Origin of the sequence: Psychrobacter pygoscelis (assembly GCF_004335015.1) — a bacterium.
Lineage (GTDB): Bacteria > Pseudomonadota > Gammaproteobacteria > Pseudomonadales > Moraxellaceae > Psychrobacter > Psychrobacter pygoscelis.
Genome location: NZ_RQRU01000003.1, coordinates 165,695 through 188,137, shown reverse-complemented (window position 1 = coordinate 188,137; position 22,443 = coordinate 165,695). Strand labels below are relative to the sequence as shown.

16 protein-coding genes are annotated in these 22,443 nt (G+C 43.9%); 3 read left to right on the top strand and 13 right to left on the bottom strand.

Annotated elements, in window-relative coordinates; genetic code table 11:
• Positions 1–549: 549 nt before the first annotated feature.
• Positions 550–2,169, top strand: a complete 1,620-nt coding sequence (csdA, locus tag EGV92_RS09105; RefSeq protein ID WP_131668941.1) for a DEAD/DEAH box helicase CsdA — start codon at positions 550–552, stop codon at positions 2,167–2,169.
• A gap of 319 nt (positions 2,170–2,488) precedes the next feature.
• Here the strand turns inward: csdA and EGV92_RS14105 are convergent, their stop codons facing one another.
• The 3 genes from EGV92_RS14105 to bioA form a co-directional block, all read right to left on the bottom strand.
• The gene (locus tag EGV92_RS14105) at positions 2,489–3,250 is read right to left on the bottom strand and encodes a hypothetical protein (RefSeq protein WP_207401774.1); all 762 of its coding nucleotides are present in this window, start codon (positions 3,248–3,250) and stop codon (positions 2,489–2,491) included.
• Positions 3,251–3,380: 130 nt separating this feature from the next.
• The gene (bioD, locus tag EGV92_RS09095) at positions 3,381–4,106 is read right to left on the bottom strand and encodes a dethiobiotin synthase (RefSeq protein ID WP_131668940.1); all 726 of its coding nucleotides are present in this window, start codon (positions 4,104–4,106) and stop codon (positions 3,381–3,383) included.
• 107 nt (positions 4,107–4,213) lie between these two features.
• Positions 4,214–5,542, bottom strand: a complete 1,329-nt coding sequence (gene bioA, locus EGV92_RS09090; RefSeq protein WP_131668939.1) for an adenosylmethionine--8-amino-7-oxononanoate transaminase — start codon at positions 5,540–5,542, stop codon at positions 4,214–4,216.
• Between the two features lie 1,356 nt (positions 5,543–6,898).
• Between bioA and EGV92_RS09085 the strand changes: the two genes are divergently transcribed.
• Positions 6,899–8,167 (top strand): tyrosine-type recombinase/integrase, encoded by a 1,269-nt coding sequence (locus tag EGV92_RS09085; protein ID WP_131668938.1) that lies wholly within the window; start codon positions 6,899–6,901, stop codon positions 8,165–8,167.
• A 390-nt stretch (positions 8,168–8,557) separates the two neighbouring features.
• Here the strand turns inward: EGV92_RS09085 and EGV92_RS09075 are convergent, their stop codons facing one another.
• The 10 genes from EGV92_RS09075 to EGV92_RS09030 form a co-directional block, all read right to left on the bottom strand.
• Positions 8,558–9,004: a tetratricopeptide repeat protein gene (locus EGV92_RS09075; protein WP_131668937.1), complete on the bottom strand. Its 447-nt coding sequence runs from the start codon at positions 9,002–9,004 to the stop codon at positions 8,558–8,560.
• 106 nt (positions 9,005–9,110) lie between these two features.
• Positions 9,111–10,895: a DUF58 domain-containing protein gene (locus EGV92_RS09070; protein ID WP_131668936.1), complete on the bottom strand. Its 1,785-nt coding sequence runs from the start codon at positions 10,893–10,895 to the stop codon at positions 9,111–9,113.
• 42 nt (positions 10,896–10,937) lie between these two features.
• Positions 10,938–12,047, bottom strand: coding sequence for an AAA family ATPase (locus EGV92_RS09065; RefSeq protein WP_131668935.1), 1,110 nt, complete (start codon positions 12,045–12,047; stop codon positions 10,938–10,940).
• 150 nt (positions 12,048–12,197) lie between these two features.
• Positions 12,198–14,360 carry a hypothetical protein gene (locus EGV92_RS09060; RefSeq protein WP_131668934.1) on the bottom strand — a complete coding sequence of 721 codons (2,163 nt, stop codon included), beginning with the start codon at positions 14,358–14,360 and terminating at the stop codon, positions 12,198–12,200.
• Positions 14,360–15,400, bottom strand: coding sequence for a hypothetical protein (locus EGV92_RS09055; protein ID WP_131668933.1), 1,041 nt, complete (start codon positions 15,398–15,400; stop codon positions 14,360–14,362). The genes EGV92_RS09060 and EGV92_RS09055 overlap by 1 nt, the downstream gene beginning before the upstream one ends.
• The gene (locus EGV92_RS09050; RefSeq protein WP_131668932.1) at positions 15,400–16,302 is read right to left on the bottom strand and encodes a hypothetical protein; all 903 of its coding nucleotides are present in this window, start codon (positions 16,300–16,302) and stop codon (positions 15,400–15,402) included. Before EGV92_RS09050 ends, EGV92_RS09055 begins: the two co-directional genes overlap by 1 nt.
• Complete coding sequence (locus tag EGV92_RS09045) at positions 16,299–17,489, bottom strand: stage II sporulation protein M (protein ID WP_131668931.1); 1,191 nt, start codon at positions 17,487–17,489, stop codon at positions 16,299–16,301. Before EGV92_RS09045 ends, EGV92_RS09050 begins: the two co-directional genes overlap by 4 nt.
• Positions 17,486–18,409, bottom strand: coding sequence for an RDD family protein (locus EGV92_RS09040; protein WP_131668930.1), 924 nt, complete (start codon positions 18,407–18,409; stop codon positions 17,486–17,488). The genes EGV92_RS09045 and EGV92_RS09040 overlap by 4 nt, the downstream gene beginning before the upstream one ends.
• 92 nt (positions 18,410–18,501) lie before the next feature.
• Positions 18,502–19,197: a DUF805 domain-containing protein gene (locus EGV92_RS09035; RefSeq protein ID WP_131668929.1), complete on the bottom strand. Its 696-nt coding sequence runs from the start codon at positions 19,195–19,197 to the stop codon at positions 18,502–18,504.
• 298 nt (positions 19,198–19,495) lie between these two features.
• Positions 19,496–20,464 (bottom strand): DUF805 domain-containing protein, encoded by a 969-nt coding sequence (locus EGV92_RS09030; RefSeq protein ID WP_131668928.1) that lies wholly within the window; start codon positions 20,462–20,464, stop codon positions 19,496–19,498.
• A gap of 542 nt (positions 20,465–21,006) precedes the next feature.
• Between EGV92_RS09030 and EGV92_RS09025 the strand changes: the two genes are divergently transcribed.
• Entirely contained in the window at positions 21,007–22,281 is a 1,275-nt protein-coding gene (locus EGV92_RS09025; protein ID WP_131668927.1) for an NRAMP family divalent metal transporter, read from the top strand.
• The last annotated feature ends 162 nt before the right edge of the window (positions 22,282–22,443 follow it).

The following is a 22,443-nucleotide window of genomic DNA, read 5'->3' as shown; positions in this document are numbered from 1 at the left end:
CGATGTTAAATAGTATAGACCCAGCAAATAAGAGACACTGATAGAGCGACAAAAACTCATATTAATAGCCAGTCAGCGAGAGTTATCTTGTCTTAGCTGGGTCATTAGCCATTATTAATAGTAGATTAGCTATATTGGACAACGCTAAATCTAATCTTATATTGATTACGCAATAGGGCGATTTGTTTTACTCAATAGTAAATTAATTAAATAATATTAAATCAATTCAAACTTTCAATTTTAGCTGTGTTATACTGCGCGTCTTGCTGATTGATAACATCGCCTGCAATTGTCGTCTGGAGAAGACACCGTTTAAATTGTTGCCGATGATTTTGCTATTAGCTGATACTTGCTCATAGCGAGTGCTGCTAATAACTCACGGTAACAACCACCAAAATACGTCACTGACTTGTACATCGGATGTACAAATCTACCGTCGCTTATCTGTGTTGTGCCCTTATTCATTACTTAATTTTATAAATGATTGTGTGTCAGCGACGCAAGCTTTTATATGCCCAAATTTTTTAAAGTAGTCTCAAAGGACAATTTATGACAGATAATACTAATACTCTAGACGTACCGACTATCAAAGCAGATGACGATTTAAGCTTCGTTGATCTTGAGCTATCTCAAGAGCTACTTGATGCCCTTAAAAAGACCGGTTACGACACCCCAACACCTATTCAAGCTCAAGCTATTCCATCTGCCCTTGCCGGTCGTGACTTGCTACTGTCTGCACAGACGGGTAGTGGTAAGACTGCGGCATTTGTCTTGCCAGTACTGGACAAGATCATCCGTAATAAGTCTACGAATAAAGTCGTGCATACCGTGATCTTGACACCGACACGCGAGCTTGCCAATCAAGTAAGTGACAGTGTGCGCCAATACAGCTCACAGACGCGCAATATCTTTAGTGTACCGCTAGTGGGCGGCGCACCTTATGGTGGTCAGATTCGTGCCCTTAATAAAGGCGTTCAGATTATCATCGCGACCCCAGGACGCTTTATCGATCACATGAAGTCAGATCGTATTGATCTATCGGATCTTGACGTTCTAATTCTAGATGAAGCCGACCGTATGCTGGACATGGGCTTTGCTGATGATATCGAAATGATTATGAAAGCCGCACCAAAATCGCGTCAGACTATCATGTCATCAGCCACTTGGGCAGGCCCAGTCGGCAAAATTGCTGAGAGCTTTACCAAAAACCCTGAGCGTATCGCTATCGAAGTTGAGTCAGCGCACATTGACGAAATCAGCTATTACTGTGATGACTTCAATCACAAAAACCGCTTGCTTGATGAGTTGCTGAACGACTCAGAAGTCAACCAAGCCATTGTCTTTGCTGCTACTAAGCGTAGCTGTGAGACGTTGTCTAAGAGCCTAGTCGAAAAAGGCCATAAAGCCCGCTTCTTACATGGTGATCTGCCGCAGTCTAAGCGTAGCCGAATCATTAATGATGTAAAAGCTGGTAAGGTTGATATCCTAGTGGCCACTGACGTTGCCGCTCGTGGTATTGATGTTAGCGGTATTACCCACGTATTCAACTATGACTTACCACGTCAAACTGAGGATTATGTGCATCGTATTGGTCGTAGTGGCCGTGCAGGTCGTACCGGTATCGCTATCAACTTATGTAGTATCGATGACCGCCCACAGCTAGATGCCATCAACCGCTATCTAAAACGTACCATGGAGATCGGTGAAATCGAGGGTATGGAGCCTAAGAAAAACACCAAAGACCTAAAGTTCGGTGCTGGCCCTAAACGTGGTCGTGGCGGCAATCGTGGTCGCGGTGGTCAAGGTAATGGTCGTGGCCGTAGTGGCAGTGGTCGTCCAAATGGAAATGGCGGCGGCTATCGTGGTCGTAGCTCTGATAGCAATGATGGTGAAAGTCGCAGTGGTGGCTACCGCGGTAAAGGCAGTGGTCAAGGCCGCTCAGACAACCGTGGAAGCAGTGGTCAAGGCCGCTCAGACAACCGTGGAAATAGTGGCGACTCAGCTGGTAATGGTGGTAATCGTCGCGGCAGTAGTGAAGGCGGTAGAGGTCACTACAGTGGCAAGCCATCAGCTGCAGGTAAGCCAAGCGGTGGGCAACGCCGCGGTGCTAATGGTGGAGCGGGCCGCTCTAATGATGGCAACCGCGCACCGCGTCGTAGCGATTACTAATCGGTAATCCATAGAGCGCATAAGCAATCATAAAAAAGACCAGATACTTGTTATCTGGTCTTTTTTTTTGTGGCGTATTTTATGTTAAAGAGGTGTCAAAATCATTAGGAGGGAATTGGCGGGTAGGGATGATGGACTTGATGGTCTGTCCCGAGCCGTTTTACGACAAAAGATGCTCTGCTGAACATTTATTGTCGGCTAACGGCAACGTTACACCTTACATTCGATTAAATATCACGACAACCAGTAAGGCATTTTTGATCTGATTAAGAGGTTATATTGTTAATGCTCATTGATACTTTGAGATACTGTGATACTTTTAAGTGGTCCACTGATCATTAATGATGGCCAGTAGATAATATTGCCCCTGATACTCTTCAAACACTAGTCTTAATGAGCGCCAATCTATACCATCGTATTTTTTGCTACCAGGGTAGTAAAATTCGACAAATTCACTATCTGGGTAACGTTCTTTAAGGTTATTCAAACTATTACCCGCTCCTTGAAATTCATTTAATGTAGCACTCGACGGCTGGAAGTCATCTGCTTTGACCCAATTACTTAAATAGTCGGGAAGGGGAGTGATGTACAAATCGCCCTTGCCGTCTGTGCGACCCCAAGTGAATTTGATTTTCGACTCTTTTAGATACTGTGTAAATTGCTTACGGGTGAAAACTTTGTCCGACTCAGGCTGTACATAAGCGTACATACTAAAGCGAACCCCCTTGGTTGGGTGAATATAGGGCGCAATAGCTGCAAAGTCATGAGTGGCTAATGAGTGTTGAATATCTAAGGCCAGCTGTTGAATTTGCTCGCGCTTAGTCAGTTGAACATTAGATATTGGCTTATTAGACACTTGGCTAGTAGCTGTAGGAGGCTCAATTGCGCTTATCGGCTTAGTTGCTGATGCAACTTTCGCAGAATGATTTTTGATGGCATCCATGGATTGGGCCTCAACAGAAACATGACTGATGTTAGACAAGTTTTGATGCTCTGAGCGTTGGCAACCTGGCAATACCAGCGTGCTGACAGATAACAAAAGCAATAATGGTAGTGCAGAGCTTAAGGGTAAATCTTTCATTGCGCCTCCTTATTAGGTAGCTACAGCTTCTTAGTCAGGCTATCTTACCCAAACCATTTTGTCCTTATCAACCACTGTTTTATTAGCATCTAACCCCATCTTATTGCCTGAGTTATTATTTACCATCATGCTAACAGTCAGTCATCAGCTGTTTCACATACTGGCTAAACGCAGAGTCAGATGAAGATTCAGATTCAGTGAATTTGGAGTCGTCAATATTAGGCAAGTCTATCCAGTGGGTATGAGGGTAGTAGCGTTGCAGGTATTGTTGCAGATAGCTCTTCGTACTGGCGGCAATCTGCTGATCTTGAACGTCGTCATCGCTTTGCCAATGGTTATAAATAATCGCATGCAAGTGCAATGAGCGATGTTTTAGCACCTCAATACTCATCAAGGTATGATTGATACTGCCCAGTCGCCCTGAAGTCACTAGTATCACTGGATAGCGCTGGCGAGCAATATAGTCAATAGTTAGCAGGTCATCACTAATGGGCACCATGAGCCCGCCAGCACCTTCTAGCAATACCCAATCATATTGCTGAGCTAAGTTGTGGGTAGCGGCGGTAATCTCTTGAGGGTCGATAGCCCGGCTCTCTAGAGCAGACGCGAGATGCGGCGAGGCAGGTTTGGAAAAAATATAGGGACAAGTAGTATTGTCTTCATCGACCTCTTGCAATGGCAGCCCCATCATCTTGCGATGGGCAACGATGTCATCAGCGATGTCATGACAGCCAGTCTGTACCAATTTTTGTGTGATGACACGGCAGCCGTGCTCATATAGGGCCTTTGCTAATAGTCCGGTGGTATAAGTTTTGCCAATGTCGGTATCAATACCGGTGATAAAGGTGACATTCATAATGGTCTTAAGCTTTGAGTTGGTTAATGGTAATCAAAAAAATAATAACTAAAATTTATACTCAACTAAAAAATAAGTAATCGGATAAATTTATCAGTAATTTCTACTTATTGATAGCTAAAGTATTGATTTAATACTGTCTTTAAACGACTACATAACAGTTCTAATTCGTCATCGGTCATTATCAGTGGCGGCATGATATAGACCAACTTGCCAAAAGGTCGGACCCATACTTTATTATCAATAAGCAGGGGCTGAAACAAGCTCATATCGACAGCGTCATGCAATTCAATAACGCCGATAGCGCCCAGACAACGGACATCATTGACCAAAGTATGATCTAATAATTCAGTGAGATGATGCTGTAAAATAAGCTCAATTTCGCGCGCTCTAGTGGGATAGTTGTTTGCTACTATCAGCTCCAAAGAGGCATTAGATACTGCGCAGGCGAGGGGATTGCCCATAAAAGTAGGGCCATGCATCAGTGCAGGATAGTCACTATTTGCGATGCTTTTTGCTACTTTCCGAGTGCATAGCGTCGCTGCAAAAGTCATATAGCCACCGGTGAGCGCTTTGCCAACCGTCATAATGTCAGGACTGATATCAGCGTGCTCACAAGCAAACATTCGCCCAGTTCGACCGAAGCCAGTGGCAATTTCATCAGCGATTAATAACACGTCAAATTCATGACAGAGCTGACGTAAGAGCTTGAGATAGTCAGGGTTATAAAAGCGCATGCCGCCGGCACCTTGGACGATAGGCTCAATAATAAAGGCGGCCATAGAGGTATGGTTATTAGCAAAGAATGTCTTCAGCTGTTCAGAAACTGACGCCGGTAGCGCTTGCTGATAGCCTAAAGGTGGCATATCAGTGAACAACTGAATGGGGAGCTGCTTGCCATATATACTATGCATACCAGTAACGGGGTCACAGATACTCATGGCATGCCAAGTATCACCATAATAACCAGAGCGCGTGGTGGCGATTTTGTTCTTATTTGGCTTGTGCTGAGAGAGTTGGTATTGTAGCGCCATCTTAAGCGCGACCTCAACAGCGATACTGCCGCTGTCAGCGTAGAATATAGCATCCATAGCCGCAGGTGCTAATTGTAGTATCTTTTTACCCAGATCGATAGCTGGCTGATGCGTAAGGCCGCCAAACATGACGTGAGCCATTTTGCCAAGCTGCGTGCTAATAGCTGCATTTAGCTGTGGATGATTATAACCATGAATGGCAGCCCACCAAGATGACATGCCATCCAGTAAAGGACCGCCATCTTTACTATAAAGATAAACACCATCGGCATGATCGATGACGATGTTAGGATAAGTCGGTGGCAGCGTGGTATAAGGATGCCACAGATGCTGCTGATCAAAATCGTCATAGTTGGTACTAACGCGGCGGGTAGAATTTAAAGAGTGTTCAACATCAGACATAGTAGCTTCTAAGGATTGTTGTAGAATTTAGAATTGACAGAAAAGGTTTAGATAGTAAGTTGCGTGAACTAGCTTATCATTTTCTGAATTCCGATTGGTTTGTTTTCGCATAATGTATATTATGTTAAATATAATGTCTCAAGCTTAAGGTTATTACGGTATCTAATATCCTAACATGAAATTCTATAATGATATGACCTACTCTTGCTCGACCAATTCTGTAAGGTCATCTGAGTATTCAGTCTAGAAAATTAATTGCACAGCTGCTCCATGAGAATTATTAACGCTTCTGGTTTCAGTCCTTATTCTACTTGGCGATCCTGATCTACAAAGCTGATCTGCAAAGATAGTCCTAATCACAGCTTAGTGATAATAATGATGCAATTATTTAGTTAGCTATCTTCATTGCCTTCTCGCATTAAGTTCTTGAGACACGTTGGCAGAATCTAATACGTTTATATTTAAGCCCAATACGAGTATAAATCTTTCAAGTCCGTTGTACCTAGTTAGACAACGACTTTTAACCCTTTGTTAAAGCTCTCAATAACCCTGTATTTCTCCAAAATCAATCGACTCTATACGTATTAACTAAATTCTTGCCTTTACCGCACATAAATGTCTGAATTCAATATAGTTGCATAATATTGTCATTAGAACCACATATTGCCTATCACTGACTGAGCTCTCAATTGACCTCTTGATTAGTCTTCTATTGATAACTTCGCTAGTTAGATCTGCAGCGTGACCAGCGTCCCTAGGCCCCCTAGGACTACTGACTGCCTTTGCGATAGTTTCGATATGCCAATAGTCACTGGTTTAGATATCAGCCAAAAAGTTGAGTAACTTTGCCCTATTACCCAGTCCTTTGCTTATCCTACGATATTTGAACCTATAAACGGTAAATTTAGATGCTCCCGTACTCGCATAGAACAGTACTATGCCCCTGATTCCTTAATTCTGTGCGAGTACGGGAGCATGCCTTTTTATCCAAATATGGTGAGATACTCTTTTAGTAAATGTACTGTCGGATAGTTTTGTGGGTATCGCTCTTATTCCTCAAGCCTAGCGCTATATATATCAACGCGTACATGGCTTACTCCCTTGATTTACATTATACTATAATCATCCCCAAGGCTACCTTGGGGATGATTATGTCTTAGATGACTATATTTACAAGGTTCCAGATGTATAGCTAAATAATCAGTGTCCAAAATAGTGTCCAACTCTTTGGAACTATTGCTAACAAGCACGCTGTTCAGACAGTTAACGACGATAAGCAAATCTATCGGTTTTTAATCTATTCCAAAGCACCTAAGCTTTTATCTCGCGCGCTCGCAAAACTTTACGGATTAAATTATGACCATCAACACTATAAGCGATATTAATAATCTCGAATGCCGGAATAAGGACTATTCAGTGAATATCTCAGGTGTCGTAGGTTTAAGTGTGCGTGTCTATCCCAATGGCAAAAAAGAGTACTATCTGCGCTATCCACATCCGCACATAGACGGTAAACGACCGAGGATGATGCTAGGCCGCGTCGATGAAGTGAGTCTGCATGAGGTGAAATATAAAGCCGACGCTATCTTGGCCATGGTCGCCCAAGGGGTTGATCCCAAAGCCATTCACCAGCAAGAAAAAGTAAATAAATATGCACACTTGAAGAACGCTACGTTTGCTGAGATAGTTCAAGCTTGGCGCGATAACAAGATAGCTAGCCGCCGCATGGCTAAATCTAGCAAGCTGTCGTTTAGTGAATCGACCCTTGCGTTTTGGGATCTGTGCTTAGGATATATGTGCCGTGAAATTGGTGATATAAGGATGAATGACATCACCAGCGAGATGATATTAAGTGTCTGTGAGTCTATTCAAAACAATGACAACCAAGCGACCTTTGTGGGCGCTAGTACGCGGCTCTATACGGAAAAAGTATTCGCCTTTGCGGTAGCCCGAGGGCTGTGCGAACGCAATGTGGCCGTAGATACTCGAGGTGAGTTGGCTCCGGCCAATTCAGGCAAACACTTACCTGCCATCACCAAGCCCGACAAGTTTGCTAAGCTATTACAGGATATGGCAGCGTTTAAAGGAGCTAGTGCCATTACTCTAGCCGCTATGAACCTGCTACCTTATGTATTCGTCCGCAGTATTGATTTGCGCTCCATGCGCTGGCGAGATATTGATTGGAACAATAAGCTCTGGGAGTTCTCCCCCACCAAAGGCCAAGGCCGTGATGATATGGTGTCACACCTAGTTGTGCCGTTAGCGACGCAAGTTATTCACCGTTTACGAGAAATTCAAGCGATGACCGGTCATAAAGAGTATGTGTTTGCCTCGATGCGCGCGTCTAGTAATGCCTATATTAGCAAAGCCACGCTAGTACAATTGTTCCATAGGTTGGGCTACAAAGACGTTCAATGCGCTCATGGCTTTCGTGCCTCTGCCAAAACCTTACTGATGGAACAACCCGAGTTGCGCTATTCGGATATCGTCACCGAGTTACAACTGGGTCATAGGATTAAAGACACGCATGGCGGTGCTTATAATAGACTGGATGAATTAGATACGCGAGTAAAAATGATGCAGGATTGGGCAGATTATATAGACAAACTCAGATTGATCGTCTAAATACGAGCCTGTCTTATACCATCAAAATTCAATCATTAGAATATTGAAAACGGAATCAAATAGTAGTAATAGTCTAAAACGGCAATCACATGAGATTTGATTTTCCACCCCCAGTTAGACGCAGCGTAGCTTTATGACACCGTAGCTATGATTAGCTTGATAGTAAAATTAAAATACCGCTACCTCACGATTGTGCCTGCCATCACGTTTATCAACTGATTGACTATCCCCATTCGGGGCGGTCAGAGTTAGATTTTGCTGAGCATCAATCCTTGCCTACCAAAGTAGCATTTGCGGATAGCGACGCCCGGTAATTAAGCGTCCATCTAGGTCAGTAATGAGCCAACGACGCTCGCCTGCCATGCCTTTTGGAAAGTTAACTTGACGGGGCTAATCCCCCGTAAGCTCAACCAGCAAGTCATGAATTTCATTCTTAAGTTGTTTGTCTTCAATTTTATTGGCCGTGATTTTAGCGTTCTTCAGGTTTTCGATAGCCTCTTTTATCTGACCCACCTGAACTTGTAACTCAGCCATTGAAAAGGCAATCGATGACATATAATCTTTTGAATTAATGGCCGTAGCTTTGTTTAAAGCTTTCTTGTAGAGCGCCAGAGCTTGATCGGTATCTTCAGTGAAGTCGGCTAAAGCTTCCCACTGCACAGGGTGGTCTTTATCGGTATCTTCGTTTTCGATACAGATTGCCTTCAAATCGGCATAAAGCGCGTCAAACGTCTCTTGGTCTTTTCTGCTATTCGCCTCTAGCAGCTCTTCTGCTAGGATATAAACAGACTGATATACTTTAGTGTTAACTTTGGTATTTGTCTTGGTGTTTGTCATGGCTACTTACCCTCTTGCCCATAGTGATTTTGAATAGAGCTGTCTTTGATAGCGCTATTTTGACTCCATTCTAAACACTTTTTGCAAAAAATTAGCTTTTTTCTGACTATTTTCGTTTCAGCGATAAATAAGCTTGCGTCAAAGTCAGTGGCAATCGACTCGCTGTGGTTTGCAGGCACATTGCGCCGGTATGCTGGCTAAGGGTCTGATGCAGCTGCACACGGTCTTGCTCGTAATTGACTAATGAGTGATAAAGTAAGGCGTCATCCATAGTGGCAGGCATCCTATCACCATGCAATCTATCAAAGATGGATTGCTCCATTAAATTAGCAAAAACCAGCTGATGATGCCGTGATAATAGCTGCATTGCCTGCTGCAGCTCACTACTGGCTTCGGCACGCGTATTGGTGATAAGGATCACTAAACTGCGTTTATTCAGGCGTTTTAATAGTGCTTGAGCAGCCATGAGATAGTCACTGGTCTGCATTGTTGGCTTAATATCGGCGGTCGCATTGAGCATATTGCGGATTAACGACACCCCTTTACTGGGTGGTAGATACAGCGTCATACCACCAAATGTCATTAGCCCTACCTTGTCATTTTGTTTGTTGGCAACATATGATAATAGCAATACCGCATTGAGTACTTTATCAAAGTAGTTGACTCGGCTAAAGCTGGTCTGACTATCTGCGCTTTCACTTATACCTAATATCTGGCTATTAAGACCCGTGTCGATATCCCGCTCATCCTCAAAGACATCCTGATGACGCATCTGCTCACCACAGTCTAATAAAAACACCACATTCTGGTCATTGTCCTCTTCATAAGCTTTACTCATCAAGCGCTGTAGCCGTGAGCTGGCTTTCCAGTCTATCTGCCGGATGGCATCCCCTGCTCTATACTCCCGTAACTGTAAAAAGTCACTACCATGGCCTTGCTGCCGTAAAGCTTGCACGCCAGCATCAACACTCTTTTCAAATATTGCTGATAATTGATTGGTCATTAGCCCCGAAAAGTCGGCCAATACTCTTAAGCTCGACTTATGAGCTGCACCAGCCAAGTTGCTATTTAGCGAATCATGGTTAAACGCAGTATTCTGAGTAGTAGCGTCTTGCGTGACAATGACTGACTGGCGAAACCATCGCAGCGGTGACCAAACCCTAATGTGAGCAGGGCCAAAGTAGCCTGTGCCGCGGGTGATGGGCAGCATAGTATAAGTAATTTTGATATGGCTTTGGGCAATATCATCGCTCTTTTGTGCTGATGATGATTGTTGAGATGAATGTAAAAATGGATGTAAAGGTAGCGTGGTTCGAATAGGCATTGGCTCTAACAAAGTCAGCTGATCTGGATAATCATCATAAAAATCAATTACCAGCTGACGAGCCACACCCAAGCGGCGCAAACCATTCGCTAATCGATTACCAATAGACGCCTGCCTCTGCCTGTCAATTGACAAATAAGCGACGATGTCAAACTCATGATAAATCGGAACGTTATTTGGATACTTTCGATACAAAGTAAAGCTTGCTGGATGGCTGCGCGCCATTAAGCATATGACATCAATGAGACACACCACTGCTAGCAGCCCTAATACCACAATACATAATGATATTAGCGGTGATGCCCCTCTTGCCAACCCTTCAATCCCAAAGCCATCAGTGAGTTTTAATGCGCTAGCTACTACCAATACCAGCCACCATACAAAGACGACTTTTACCAAACGACTGCTAGGTTGCAGATGTTTGAGCCGTGGCCATAAGTGAGATGATGGAGACGTGGCAACTACCGATCCATTAGCCCGCGGGCCTTTAGAGTCAACAGTAGTGGCAGTGTTATTAGCGCCAGACACTTTGGATTTAGGTAATGTTGAATGCTGAGCTGGGTTCATTGGTATCTCAATTGATATCTTATTTGTAGCTATCTGACTAAGCTATTGGCGCGGCGCGGCAACAGATGCCAGTACCTGCTCGATGACTTGCTCAGGTCGCACCCCTTCTATCTGATAATCAGCACTAAGAGCGATACGGTGACGCAGTACTGGAACAGCCACGCCAGCGATATCATCTGGTATTACAAAATGCCGTCCTGCCATAAGCGCGCTAGCCCTAGCTGCTCGCAGCAACGCAATCCCGCCCCTTGGCCCAGCCCCAGCAGCGATACCTTGATGCTGGCGCGTCATTCTGGTGAGCTGTAATGCATACTGCACCACTCTGTCATCTAGGCTTACTTTGGCAGCGAGTTGCTGTAACTCTACCAAGCGCTCTGGTGTCATTACTTGCGGCACAGCAGACAAGTCTAACGTTGCACCGATACTACCCCCTAGTATCGTTTTTAGCATCAACGCTTCATTAGCCTCGGTGGGATAGTCAATCATGATATTAAACAAAAACCGATCCAGCTGGGCTTCAGGTAAGGGGTAAGTACCTTCATGCTCAAGCGGATTTTGTGTCGCAATGGTAATAAAAGGCTCTGCAACCGCATAGGTAGTGCCTTCGATGGTAACTTGCTGCTCTTGCATGACTTCTAGTAAGGCGGACTGAGTCTTTGCTGAAGCGCGGTTGATCTCATCTGCTAATAACAGATTGCAGAAAACTGGACCGCGGCGAACCTTCCATTTACTATTTTGCATGTCATAAAGCGTATGACCTGTGATATCAGCAGGCATCAGATCAGGGGTAAACTGAACTCTATGATAAGTGCCACCAATGGCCTTAGCGTAGGCCTTAACCATTAAAGTTTTACCTAAGCCTGGTAGACCCTCTATCAAGGCATGCCCGCCTGCAATAAGACAAATACAGACCTGATTAATGATATCTTCTTGACCAATCATCGCTTTGCCAACAGCAGCCATTAGTGATGCAGATTGTTCGGCCGCTTGCTGCCAGACATGGGCATGATCCTCTGCATTCGTCGCAGCTTGAGACGGTGATACCTGAGATAGTGGTGCTTGAGAGCTAGCAATACTGGCTGACTCATGGTCGGCAGAATGATCCGTATTATCTTTATTGGTATTGGCAGTATTATTGCTTTGGAATTCCATTAATTTTTCCTAATGCTAAAAACTTTGAATATGAATATAAATTGTTCATCAGTTAACGGTACTGTTCTTGGTAGCCATTAGCGCATCTAACTTTTGCTAAGACTTTTTGTTAAAATTTTCTGAGTCACAGGCTAGCGCATACACTTTTTTTTATCTTAATAACCATTGAATGGCCCATAGCGTTTGCGTTATTTGGGTGTATGTAGCTGCCTGTTGACTCTCACGAGTAGTCGATGTTAATGCTAAGCGTAAACGAGCTGGTGAAATTATTGATTGAATAAATTCATCGTTATCAAGCCATTGATTATGTGTCAGCCCTTTACTGTCATCAGCGCTACGATTAGTCAGTTTACTAGAGCTTGCACCAATATACTCTTGACTATCTTGCACCGCACTGCCGACCATCTGCTGCTTATCTTTTAGGCGCTGAATGAGCATCTGATGCAGCTGCTCAATATAAGCCGCGCTACTTTCATTAATAGCATTAAGAGCGGTATTGTCAAAGTCTTTTAGAGGGGTATTCAGAGCGTTGTCTATAGACTGCTCGGTTAGCTGAAGATGGCGTTTAAGCTCTTCTTTGACCAATTGCTGCGTCTGTTGCTGGGTCGTTTTCGTTAGTTTAGCTGCTTTATCTTGCTGCCAACCATAACGTCCCACTTGCCGAAAATAACGCATGATATCGTGAGCTTGATCTGTAGACAGTTGCGCCCGTTTACCAAAGCGGTTATACAGTGACCAAAGCCATAGTATCGATAATAGCCCAAGCCCTAATACCGCCACTCTCGCTTGCTTCCAAAGCATAACTGGCAGTGGATCAACATCATTATTAGGTAATATCCATACGCTACTACTATCGGCAGTTAGCTCACTTAGCCATGCCGCATTATCAGCACTTAATAAGGTTATCCTAAATGAAGGAGACAGTAATTCAGCCAAAGAAGTCGTCAAAGTTAAACCAGATTCTGAATTATCATCACCATTATTACCCTCATTAAGACTGTCTTCGATATGGTCCAATATAGATTTATTTTGCGGCAAATCTATACTGGGATTAGGGTTGGCAAAACTCTCATTATCAATCAATACGCTAATGCGACCTTTACCAAAGCGACTGTCGAAAAAAATCTCATCAGCCGGCTTAAACAGTGCTACTAGCTTAGCGTCATCTAGAGCGAGCATGGCTTTGATGAGGCGCGTAAGCTTCAAGCTAGGGAGTCGCGGTTGGTTATCCTGCTGCGGAGCATTTGCTTGGGAGCTATCTGATTGCGCGCTGGGTACTGCTAGCCTTGTTAGTTGCTCATTTAAGTAGCGACGAATCAGCGCCGCCTGCTCACTAGGCTGCTGAGACTTATGTATGTGAGCAGCTTGTGGATATAGCGCTCGAAATAGCTCTGTATTGAGATGATGGTTACGATGTTGGCTTTGTACCATCAGACCATTTTGAGGCGCTAAACGCTGCGCAGTCCTAATATCGTCCCTAGGCAGTGTCATGGGCGCTATTAAGGTTAATGGCTGCTCTTCTGCAAGTATCTCAAGGGTACTTTCTAAGAAGTCTTTATCAGAAATCGACGGTTTTTCACTTTGCTGCTGGAGATCTTCGATCAGACTCTCAATTTGTACCTCAATGTCGTCTTCATCATCACCCTCAGTCTTTGGCTGAACCGCAAAAATACCCAGCTTCGCCAAAAACTGATTGCCCGAATCTAACTTATCAATCAAGGCTTGTAAGGTCTGATCGTTACTAATATGTTCTGCTGTTAACTGCTGCTTTTGTAATTCAGTGAGTCGATCAAGGACAGCTTGCATATCATCAAACGAGCTACTGTCTGAGGTAAAGGTAATGACGTGACCACCCTGCTCTACCCAAGTTTTTAATTTAACGAAGCGAGGCTCAGTTAGTTTATTACCCACATCATTGATAATAAGTGTAGGGCGTTTTCCTTGCGCCTTCGTCCCTTCTGCATCTTCTAAAGGCGGTAAATCATCCAGTAGTAGTTTTAAGTTGCTGTCCAGTAGCGTTTGCGCAACGTCATTATCATCATCCGCGACATTTTCGCTTTGACGCTGATGGTTAATCAATATTTCAGCAGCATAGTAAGGGTTGTACTGTGCAGCAGGCTTTAAGGCGTAATCAGTGACGGTCACCCGCTCAAAGTTATGCAAAAACCACCAAGCAAACCAACCGATAAAAGCACTCAATAGCAGCATGCAAAACAAATAGCCTGGGTGAATATCAGTCACTGCCGATGTAAGGCGATTGCTACCAGATGTCATACGTTGGCTTCGTGGCGTATTTGAGGAGCGCATACTCATTACGAAGCCCCCCTAGTCGCGGTATTGGCAGTCATGCTAGACGCTCGCTTGGCAAGTTTGGAGCGTGAACCATTAAGGGGCAGCTCGCTTGTCCAGCGCTCAGCAGAGTGTCTAAGCTTAAGCTGTAGAGAAGTTCTCTGTGCGTCGTTTTTTTGCTTGTCATAAGCGGCCTGAACCCATAACTTGATAATCTCACTAATATACAAATACTCTTGGCTTGATTGACCCAATAGACTCTGTTGCGAGAAGGCTTTGATTTGCTCAATACATTGTAATTCGGTGGTAGCGGGTGCTATATATAGATCTTGACTCAAGGCCAGCCAGCGCATTGCACCGCGATACATAACAGAGGCTGCCGCCGCCAGTTGCTTTTGCTCTAAAAGCTCTTGGACAGTATGAGGGATGGCGTCATGGTCAGGTAGCTGCGTCCAGCTTTGTGACAATGCGTCGGCAGAATACGCTTCTACCTGACTGCGGTGAGACTTGACGCGCTGTAACGGGTTGACTAGCCCTGATAGATAGCCAGCTCGGCGAGCGACCCAAACAATAAAGGCTATCAATGCTACTACTAACAGCGTCTTTAATATCAGTGATAATATCGCTGTCCAGGTATCGGTATCTGCTGAGCTACCCAATAAGAAGCGTAGAAGCTTTTCTAACCAAGTTAAGTTCAGCTTCGATGAATCTTTAGACTGAGGAATACGTTGCCATTTTTTGACTTCTTTGGCAGTGGCATAGTCATCACTGGTGATAAGAGTGACCAAATCTTGCCGAATATGCTCAGGTGCACGCCTCGATTGCGGCATAATATCCGTACTGACTGCGTTGGCATCGCCACCAGTATTGACAGCACTATTGGATGGTGCAGCAGCTTGAGAGGTGCTTAGCGATTGACTGGTTATCAGCTGACTGGCGAGAGGCTCAGTCTGGGCTTGCGCTAGTGAGCTGGTCACCATTAGCACACCCAACAGAGGGAATAGCGCGAACGAGCCAATACGAGTTAGGCAGAGCAGCCGATTAAGGGCGAAGATTGATAGCATTATCTCCCCTCCTTTACAGCTGCATCTAGTGAATCTAAGGAAGACTGATTAACTGACGGTGTGGTCAACGCGGCGTTATGAGATAACTGTGAGTTATTGCCGTGTTTAATCTGGGTCAACGGATTGGCTTGACTGCGCTCATAGCGAAGTCGTAGCTGCTTAAATACCAACTCCACATCCCAACCCTCTAATAAACAGCGCTTGGTAAGATAGACGGCAAACCCACCGGCAATAAAAAATGGTGCAACGATACTAGCCGCCAAAAAGTAAATGCAGGCCCAAGCAATATCGCCCCATAGCGGCGCCTGCTCAATATAATTAAACAAGGTCTCTGAGGACATAAATTCAGTGGGAATAAGCTGCCATAGGAGTACTAAGACACTGATACTAATAACCATCTCAATATGCACCATCACGATGGTATGCCAGCCTAGCCCGCCTCCTTGACCAAGTGACAATATCTGTAGTCGAGATTTTAGCTGTTGTTTATCAGGGCGCTCTAGCATCAAAACGGGCTGTATGAGCTGACGCTGAAGCGACAATCGCCTAGATAGCAGTAAAGGTAACGCATACAGCCTCAGGCTGCGCCAACCTGTCTTGATAGTCGCCTTGACACTCGGTGTATCTGAAAACAAAGCTTGACCTAACCAAGCAATCATTGGCTTTTCATATAACGGTTTTAACCACCAAAATATCAGCCCACCGATCAAGCCGGCGTTCATATCCCACTGCAGATCCAATAATATCCCACCAATATAAACTAGCAAAAAGACGGGAGCGGCCATGCCCAGCCAAATCTTCCACAAAGGCAAGAACCAATGCCTTGCCATGACCATCCCCAGATCCAGAGCTTGCGGTGTGCTCATTGGCCGGACAGCAACTTTCATGTTATCAATATTCATAAGGAGTCACTCACCGCTGCTGAATTGGCACTTTTAGGCGCAGGCTTTTGCTTATCAATGCTAGGATAATTGCTGCTCGAGTAATTGCGCCCTCTCATAAGCTCTGCGTGTTCACGGCGTCCGGCAAGATATAAGTAGCTTAATACTGCCAACCAAGATATCGCCGCCACGGTATATTTTACAAAAGCAGGAATAATAGAGGATGATGACCAAAAAGCCTCGATAAAAGCTGCAATAAAAGTCATCGTCGCCGCACCAATTAATAGCTCAATACTTTGCTTGCCCGCAATCTTAAAGGCATCAATACGCTTAAAATTGCCTGGCATAAATAGTGACTGTGCCAATCTTAACCCCGCAGCGCCACTAATGACGGCTGCTGTCAGCTCAAATGAGCTGTGCGTGGCCACAAAGGGCCAGAATGTCTCACTAAAGCCCAATCCACTCAGATGACCAGCCACTCCGCCAATGACCAAGCCGTTATACAGTAGGCTTAGCAGCGTACCGATACCTGCAAAAATCCCCATACCATAGATACGAAAATCAATACCGATATTATTATAAATATAGAAGCCGAACATCGCGATATCTGTATCAGAGCGACGGCTACTGTCACGACCAATCATGTCATTGGCTGGATTGTACATTTCCTCCATCTGCCTAACTTGCTCGCTTGGCATAATGCTATACAGCATATCCGCATGCTCATAGCAAGCCCAGGCCATGAGTATCGCAGGAATCAAAAAGCACAATAGACTAAGCAGTAGTAGCCCTGAATGACTGCGAAGCCGGACTGGAAAAGTATAGGTAAAAAAGCGATATATCCGAGTCCAAATATGGCTGTCTCGCTGATACAACTCTTGATGACCTAGGACTACCAACTCATTGAGATACTGTACCAACTGAGGACTGTAATGACGCTGTTTGGCTAAGGCATAATGTTGACAAATAATGCGGTACAGCTGGATAAACTCATAGCCTGAAGCGTTGGGTTCAAGGAAGCTGCCCTGATCGGCCACCTTAGCTGGGCTAGAGGTAGAGTCAGAAGTAGAGACATCAGACTGCCGCGCCGTGGCAGCTTGTGCGGCAAGAAATCGGCTTGGCGTTTGGCTCTGAACATCGTTGTCAAGCAGACTACTAAAGCGTTGCCACATTGCTTGATGCTGGCTTTCAAATTGCCGCTGTTTCATCGCCCCTCTCCTTGCAAATTTGTATTGCCAGTTTTTGAGGTGACGCTTGCAAAGTTAGCTCGCGAGCTGTCTACAGAGTATTGACCTTGAATGAGCAAGGCTTTTTGAGCCACGGCCTGTTGCACTGCTTGTTTTTTGGCAGCTGGTGAGTGCTGTTTGCTAAGCACCAATGGTGCTAGCGCTGAAGCAATCTCTTGCTGGCGCGCCTCTGATAAAAAAGCAGTGCGCTCTGAATAAGAGACTAAGGCTTGTTGCTCTACCAATTGAAGCGGATAAAAGAATAAAGGCGAAGCGGCATCAAAAGTGGCATTAATGTGATTTAAATTATCATTGATAGGCGAAGTACTAGAAGTAACGCTACCGTTCGTAGCTGCCGGATGTGCCACCAAGCCATAGACGCTTTTGTAGAGCTTTTCGATATCATCTTGCTGTTGATAGACTACTAACGTACCCGCTACGATATCGCCAATACGCTGAGACTGACGAGTGAACATCATCGTCAAAGCACCTGCCGTAAACCCCATTGGTAAAAAATCGGCCACGCGTAATAGGTTACGAATCATTGAAGATTGCAGTGAGATAGGCGTGCCATCATCATGGCAGACGTAGATGCCTTGATTCTTCTTTCCTGGGGTCTTGCCATCACGGTATACCTCAAAATAGACTGGATATAGCCAAGTGATCAAAAAATAACCAATGGCCAAAAACCCAGTCCCTGCTGTCGCAAAAAAAGCGCTCACCACCCCGATAATAATTAGCAGTACTGCGCGAATGGCAAAATCTATAAACCATGCGCTAAGTCTAGGCATCAGTCCAGCTGGCATGAGGGTGAGCATCAGACCTTCTGGCGTAGGATGGGTAGCCACATTATCAATTAAGTCGGCGTGATCGGGCTCAGCATTTTGGTGAGTATAAGACATAATGAGTGTTTTAGATCCAATGCCGCTCTAGGGCCAGTTTAAAATTTAAAAACCATACAGTCTAAGACGGCTAGCCAAAATAAACGTCTCATCTATTGCTCAAACTGGATGACTTGCTGCTGAGCACGTTCTGTATAATCTTGATAGGCAGGAATAGCAATGGCAGCCAATATACCAATAATGGCGATTATTGGAAATATAAAGGCGCTGAGATAGTGTATTTTTCGATTTGGTCGTGGCGGCGCGCCATATTGGTTAACACCTTCGCTGCCAGCAGCAAATATTAGATAAAGTGAAAAAAAGAAGTTGATAACGGGAATAAACATCAGCACCGCCAACCAGCCACTCTGATTTAAGTCATGCAAGCGTCTTTTAGGGTAAATAATGGCAGTATAAAAAATAAAAGGTAACACGGGAATGTAAGCTAGCAATAACCAAAGATAAGACGATTCAATATCGGCCGTATCAGCAAAAAGTCCTATGATAACTGCCATAGAAAGCAGTAATACCACATACATCAATATACTCATTAGCATCAAGTATGACAAATAACGTAAGCGCCCAATACGACCGTGGAGGTGATACCATTTACTTTGATTAGGCGGCACTTGTGCAAAGTCAGCGCTTTGTAAAGGCGCCTCAGGAGACTGATACGGATTAGTGATGCTAGAGGTTTCTTCAAACCCAGTAGTAGTGTTGGTATGGGTAGCCTTGCTCAATGATATTGGCTCATCGAGCGCCTCAGTTGAAGTTTGCTGCTGATTTGATACTTTTAAATTATTATCCATTTTCCTACCTGCCTACCTTATAGATGTAAATGTTATTTTATGATTTTAGTATTTAGTACTTTATTATAAAAAATTGATATTATTGCATTTTATCCACTAAACAAAAAGTCGGCGATTGTAATTATCTATTGTAATTATCTGTCGAGAGGCCACTGCCTTTGTTATCCTTCGTTGGCATGTTATTTCTGTTGTTGGCTACTAGATTGTTTAGTACTAAATTAAACATTTTGCCAACTAGCCAGCAGTTAAAAATAAATAATATAAGAATACTATCGTTACTGGGGCTATTAGCGTTTTTTTATTCCGCTTCATACAAGATTTGGCTATCAGCTTGCTGTTTAAACTCCTCAAAGCTGATGTCAGGCGTTGAATTAGTAGCTAAGTCAGTATTAGCAGTCGTGGGTTGACTTTCCATGGCAGCAGCATTACCCGAATCATACGCTACTTGCTGAACAGCACTATCAGCTTCTAAGGGTTGCGGCTGCGTCGCGGGCTCAGCAACCGAGCTAGAGTGTTCAGAGTTACTACTTTGCCCTGCTATTGATTCTTCGATACTGGTAGCTTCGGAGCTTAGAGAGTCTGTATAGAGACTAGGTGCAAAGACAGGTGCAAGAATACCGACCGCCATAAATAAATAAAACAATATTGCCAAAACCAATTGCAGCTTAGTATATGGCTCGGGTGGTAATCCGTAATCATTAATTTCCTTATCGCCACCGACACAGTATAAATAAATCATAAAAATAGCGTTCACTACTGGTATAAAAGCAAGTAATAACCACCAACCTGATCTATTAAGATCATGCAATCGACGCTTTGGAAGCACCAAATAAGAATAGATAAATATAGGTAAGATAAGTAGCGTCAGTAAAATCCAATCAGCACTTCTACCTGAAAGACCAAGCCCAAAGGAAAAGGCTAAAGCAAAAATAACGACGACCACCAATCCCCAAATGACACCGAATGCAGCCAGTTGGATTCGTCCTATTCTGCCTTGTAATGAATACCAAGTTGAATGATTAAATCTGTCATTGGGCAGTTGAGCAGATAGATGCTCAGCCGCGGGCGGTGAATAATAGTCTGGTTCAGTAGCGAGGATTGATGACGCTGAATTTTGGGACAACATTTCATCAGTTAAAGGGGGCGTAGCCGATTGATGTTTGGCTGATTTATCTAAAGATAGCTGTTGGTTATCATCGGCTTCTTGCGAATCCTCTAAACTTAAATCAAAATCAGTGAAACTGTCTTTTTTTATACTATTTTTCATTAGTGAATTGCCTAAAAATTACGATACTAATAGTTGCTAAACTTTTGAGCGTTTTATTATAAGCAAACATTTCATAATTGTAACTATATTATTAATATACACTAAGAAAAACCACATTATCGAAGGTCAAAAAATAAAAAATCACCAACAGTTATCATCAATTTTTCTTTTGCATTATTGCTGATTGACCAATGAATGATTGACTATGCCAAGCAATCTATAAACTAATGTACCAGTTGTTAGTATTTAAAAATAACCGTGTCTTTTTTAGACAGGATTTTAAATGCTCGACTATCCAAATAGTGCTTAGATAATTCGCGATAACTGGCGTTTAATAGTTGTGATTAATAAACTGCATATAAGAAGTTATGAATTACTAAAATAATTTTTTGTAATGTTGTACGGTAATTTCTTGTACCATAACGTTTTCAAGCGTCATGCACTTAGATAGTGCCCTAAAAGTATAATTAGTGCGTATTTGCACAATTTTAGTTGTTATTTACGACGTAGATTTATATAGAATCTATTTATTTGAGGTATTCATGTCTACTCCTTCTATTCATACCCAACCTGCCGAGAATGAGCAGCAAGGCTTTAACTGGCGCATTTTTGGCCCCGGTATTTTAATGGCCTCAGCTGCTATTGGTGGCTCACATTTGGTGTCCTCTACCCAAGCAGGTGCCATCTATGGCTGGCAGCTAGCAATTATGATTATTCTCGCTAACTTTTTTAAGTATCCTTTTTTTAGATTTGGTAGTGACTACGTCTATGATACTGGTGAGTCGCTAATCTCAGGCTATTATAAAAAGTCAAAAGTCTATTTGTGGGTCTTTTTCGCGTTATCTGTCGTGTCATCAGTCATTAGTACTGGGGCTGTTGCCTTGCTGGCCGCCGTTATTTTAGGCTTCATGTTGCCTGCCGGCATAGAGGTATCTACCATTACATTATCCATAATAGTGATGGGGGTCTCTTGGGTGTTTTTGATTGCTGGTCACTATAGATTGCTTGACGGTCTCACCAAATGGATCATCATAGCGCTCACTATTGCGACCATCGCTGCTGTGGTTATCGCGGCTGGCAAGCCCACTGTTATGACGCCAGACTTCGTTGCGACCTCGCCATGGAATCTGGCTACCCTAGGTTTTATCGTTGCCTTAATGGGCTGGATGCCAGCCCCACTGGAGTTTGCAGCTATTAACTCTATGTGGACTTCAGCTAAAATTAAAGCCGATCATACTACCCATCGCCAAGGACGACTTGACTTCAATGTTGGCTATATGACCTCTGCTGTCTTAGCGTTGTTATTCTTAAGCCTTGGGGTATTTGTGCAATATGGGTCAGGTCAAGAGATTCAGACTTCTGGTGGCGCTTATGTGGGTCAGCTGATCAGCATGTATACCGCCACCATTGGTGAGTGGTCGAGATTATTGGTCGCATTTATCGCCTTTATGTGTATGTTTGGCACCACCATTACCTGCGCCGATGGCTATGGTAGAGCCAACGCAGAATCTTGGAGACTGCTTAAAGGCAACCTTGAGCTTAGTGAAAAACAAGTCCTTTTCTGGACGACCTATTCAGCCGTCGGTGGCCTTATTATCATCATGTTCTTCACAGGCCAGCTAGGAGCGATGCTTAAGTTTGCGATGATCACAGCCTTTGTGTCAGCGCCTATATTTGGCTGGCTCAACTACCGACTCGTGAAAAATCATGAAAGATTATCCCCTGTTATGAATGCATGGTCAGTGGCCGGTCTCTTGTTCTTGGCAGCGTTTGCTGTTTTGTTCCTCGCAAATTTAACCGGGCTGTTGGGTGCTTAACCATGTGCTTAATCAGCTGCTTAATGAGTAAGGCAGTAAAATGGCCTTAGCGCCGTTAATGGTATAAAAAATCCTATTGTAAATTATTAGTGTTAGATTAAAATCCATATAATTACCGAATAATAATGAGTCATAAGCTGTTATCAGTGACGGTCTTTATTA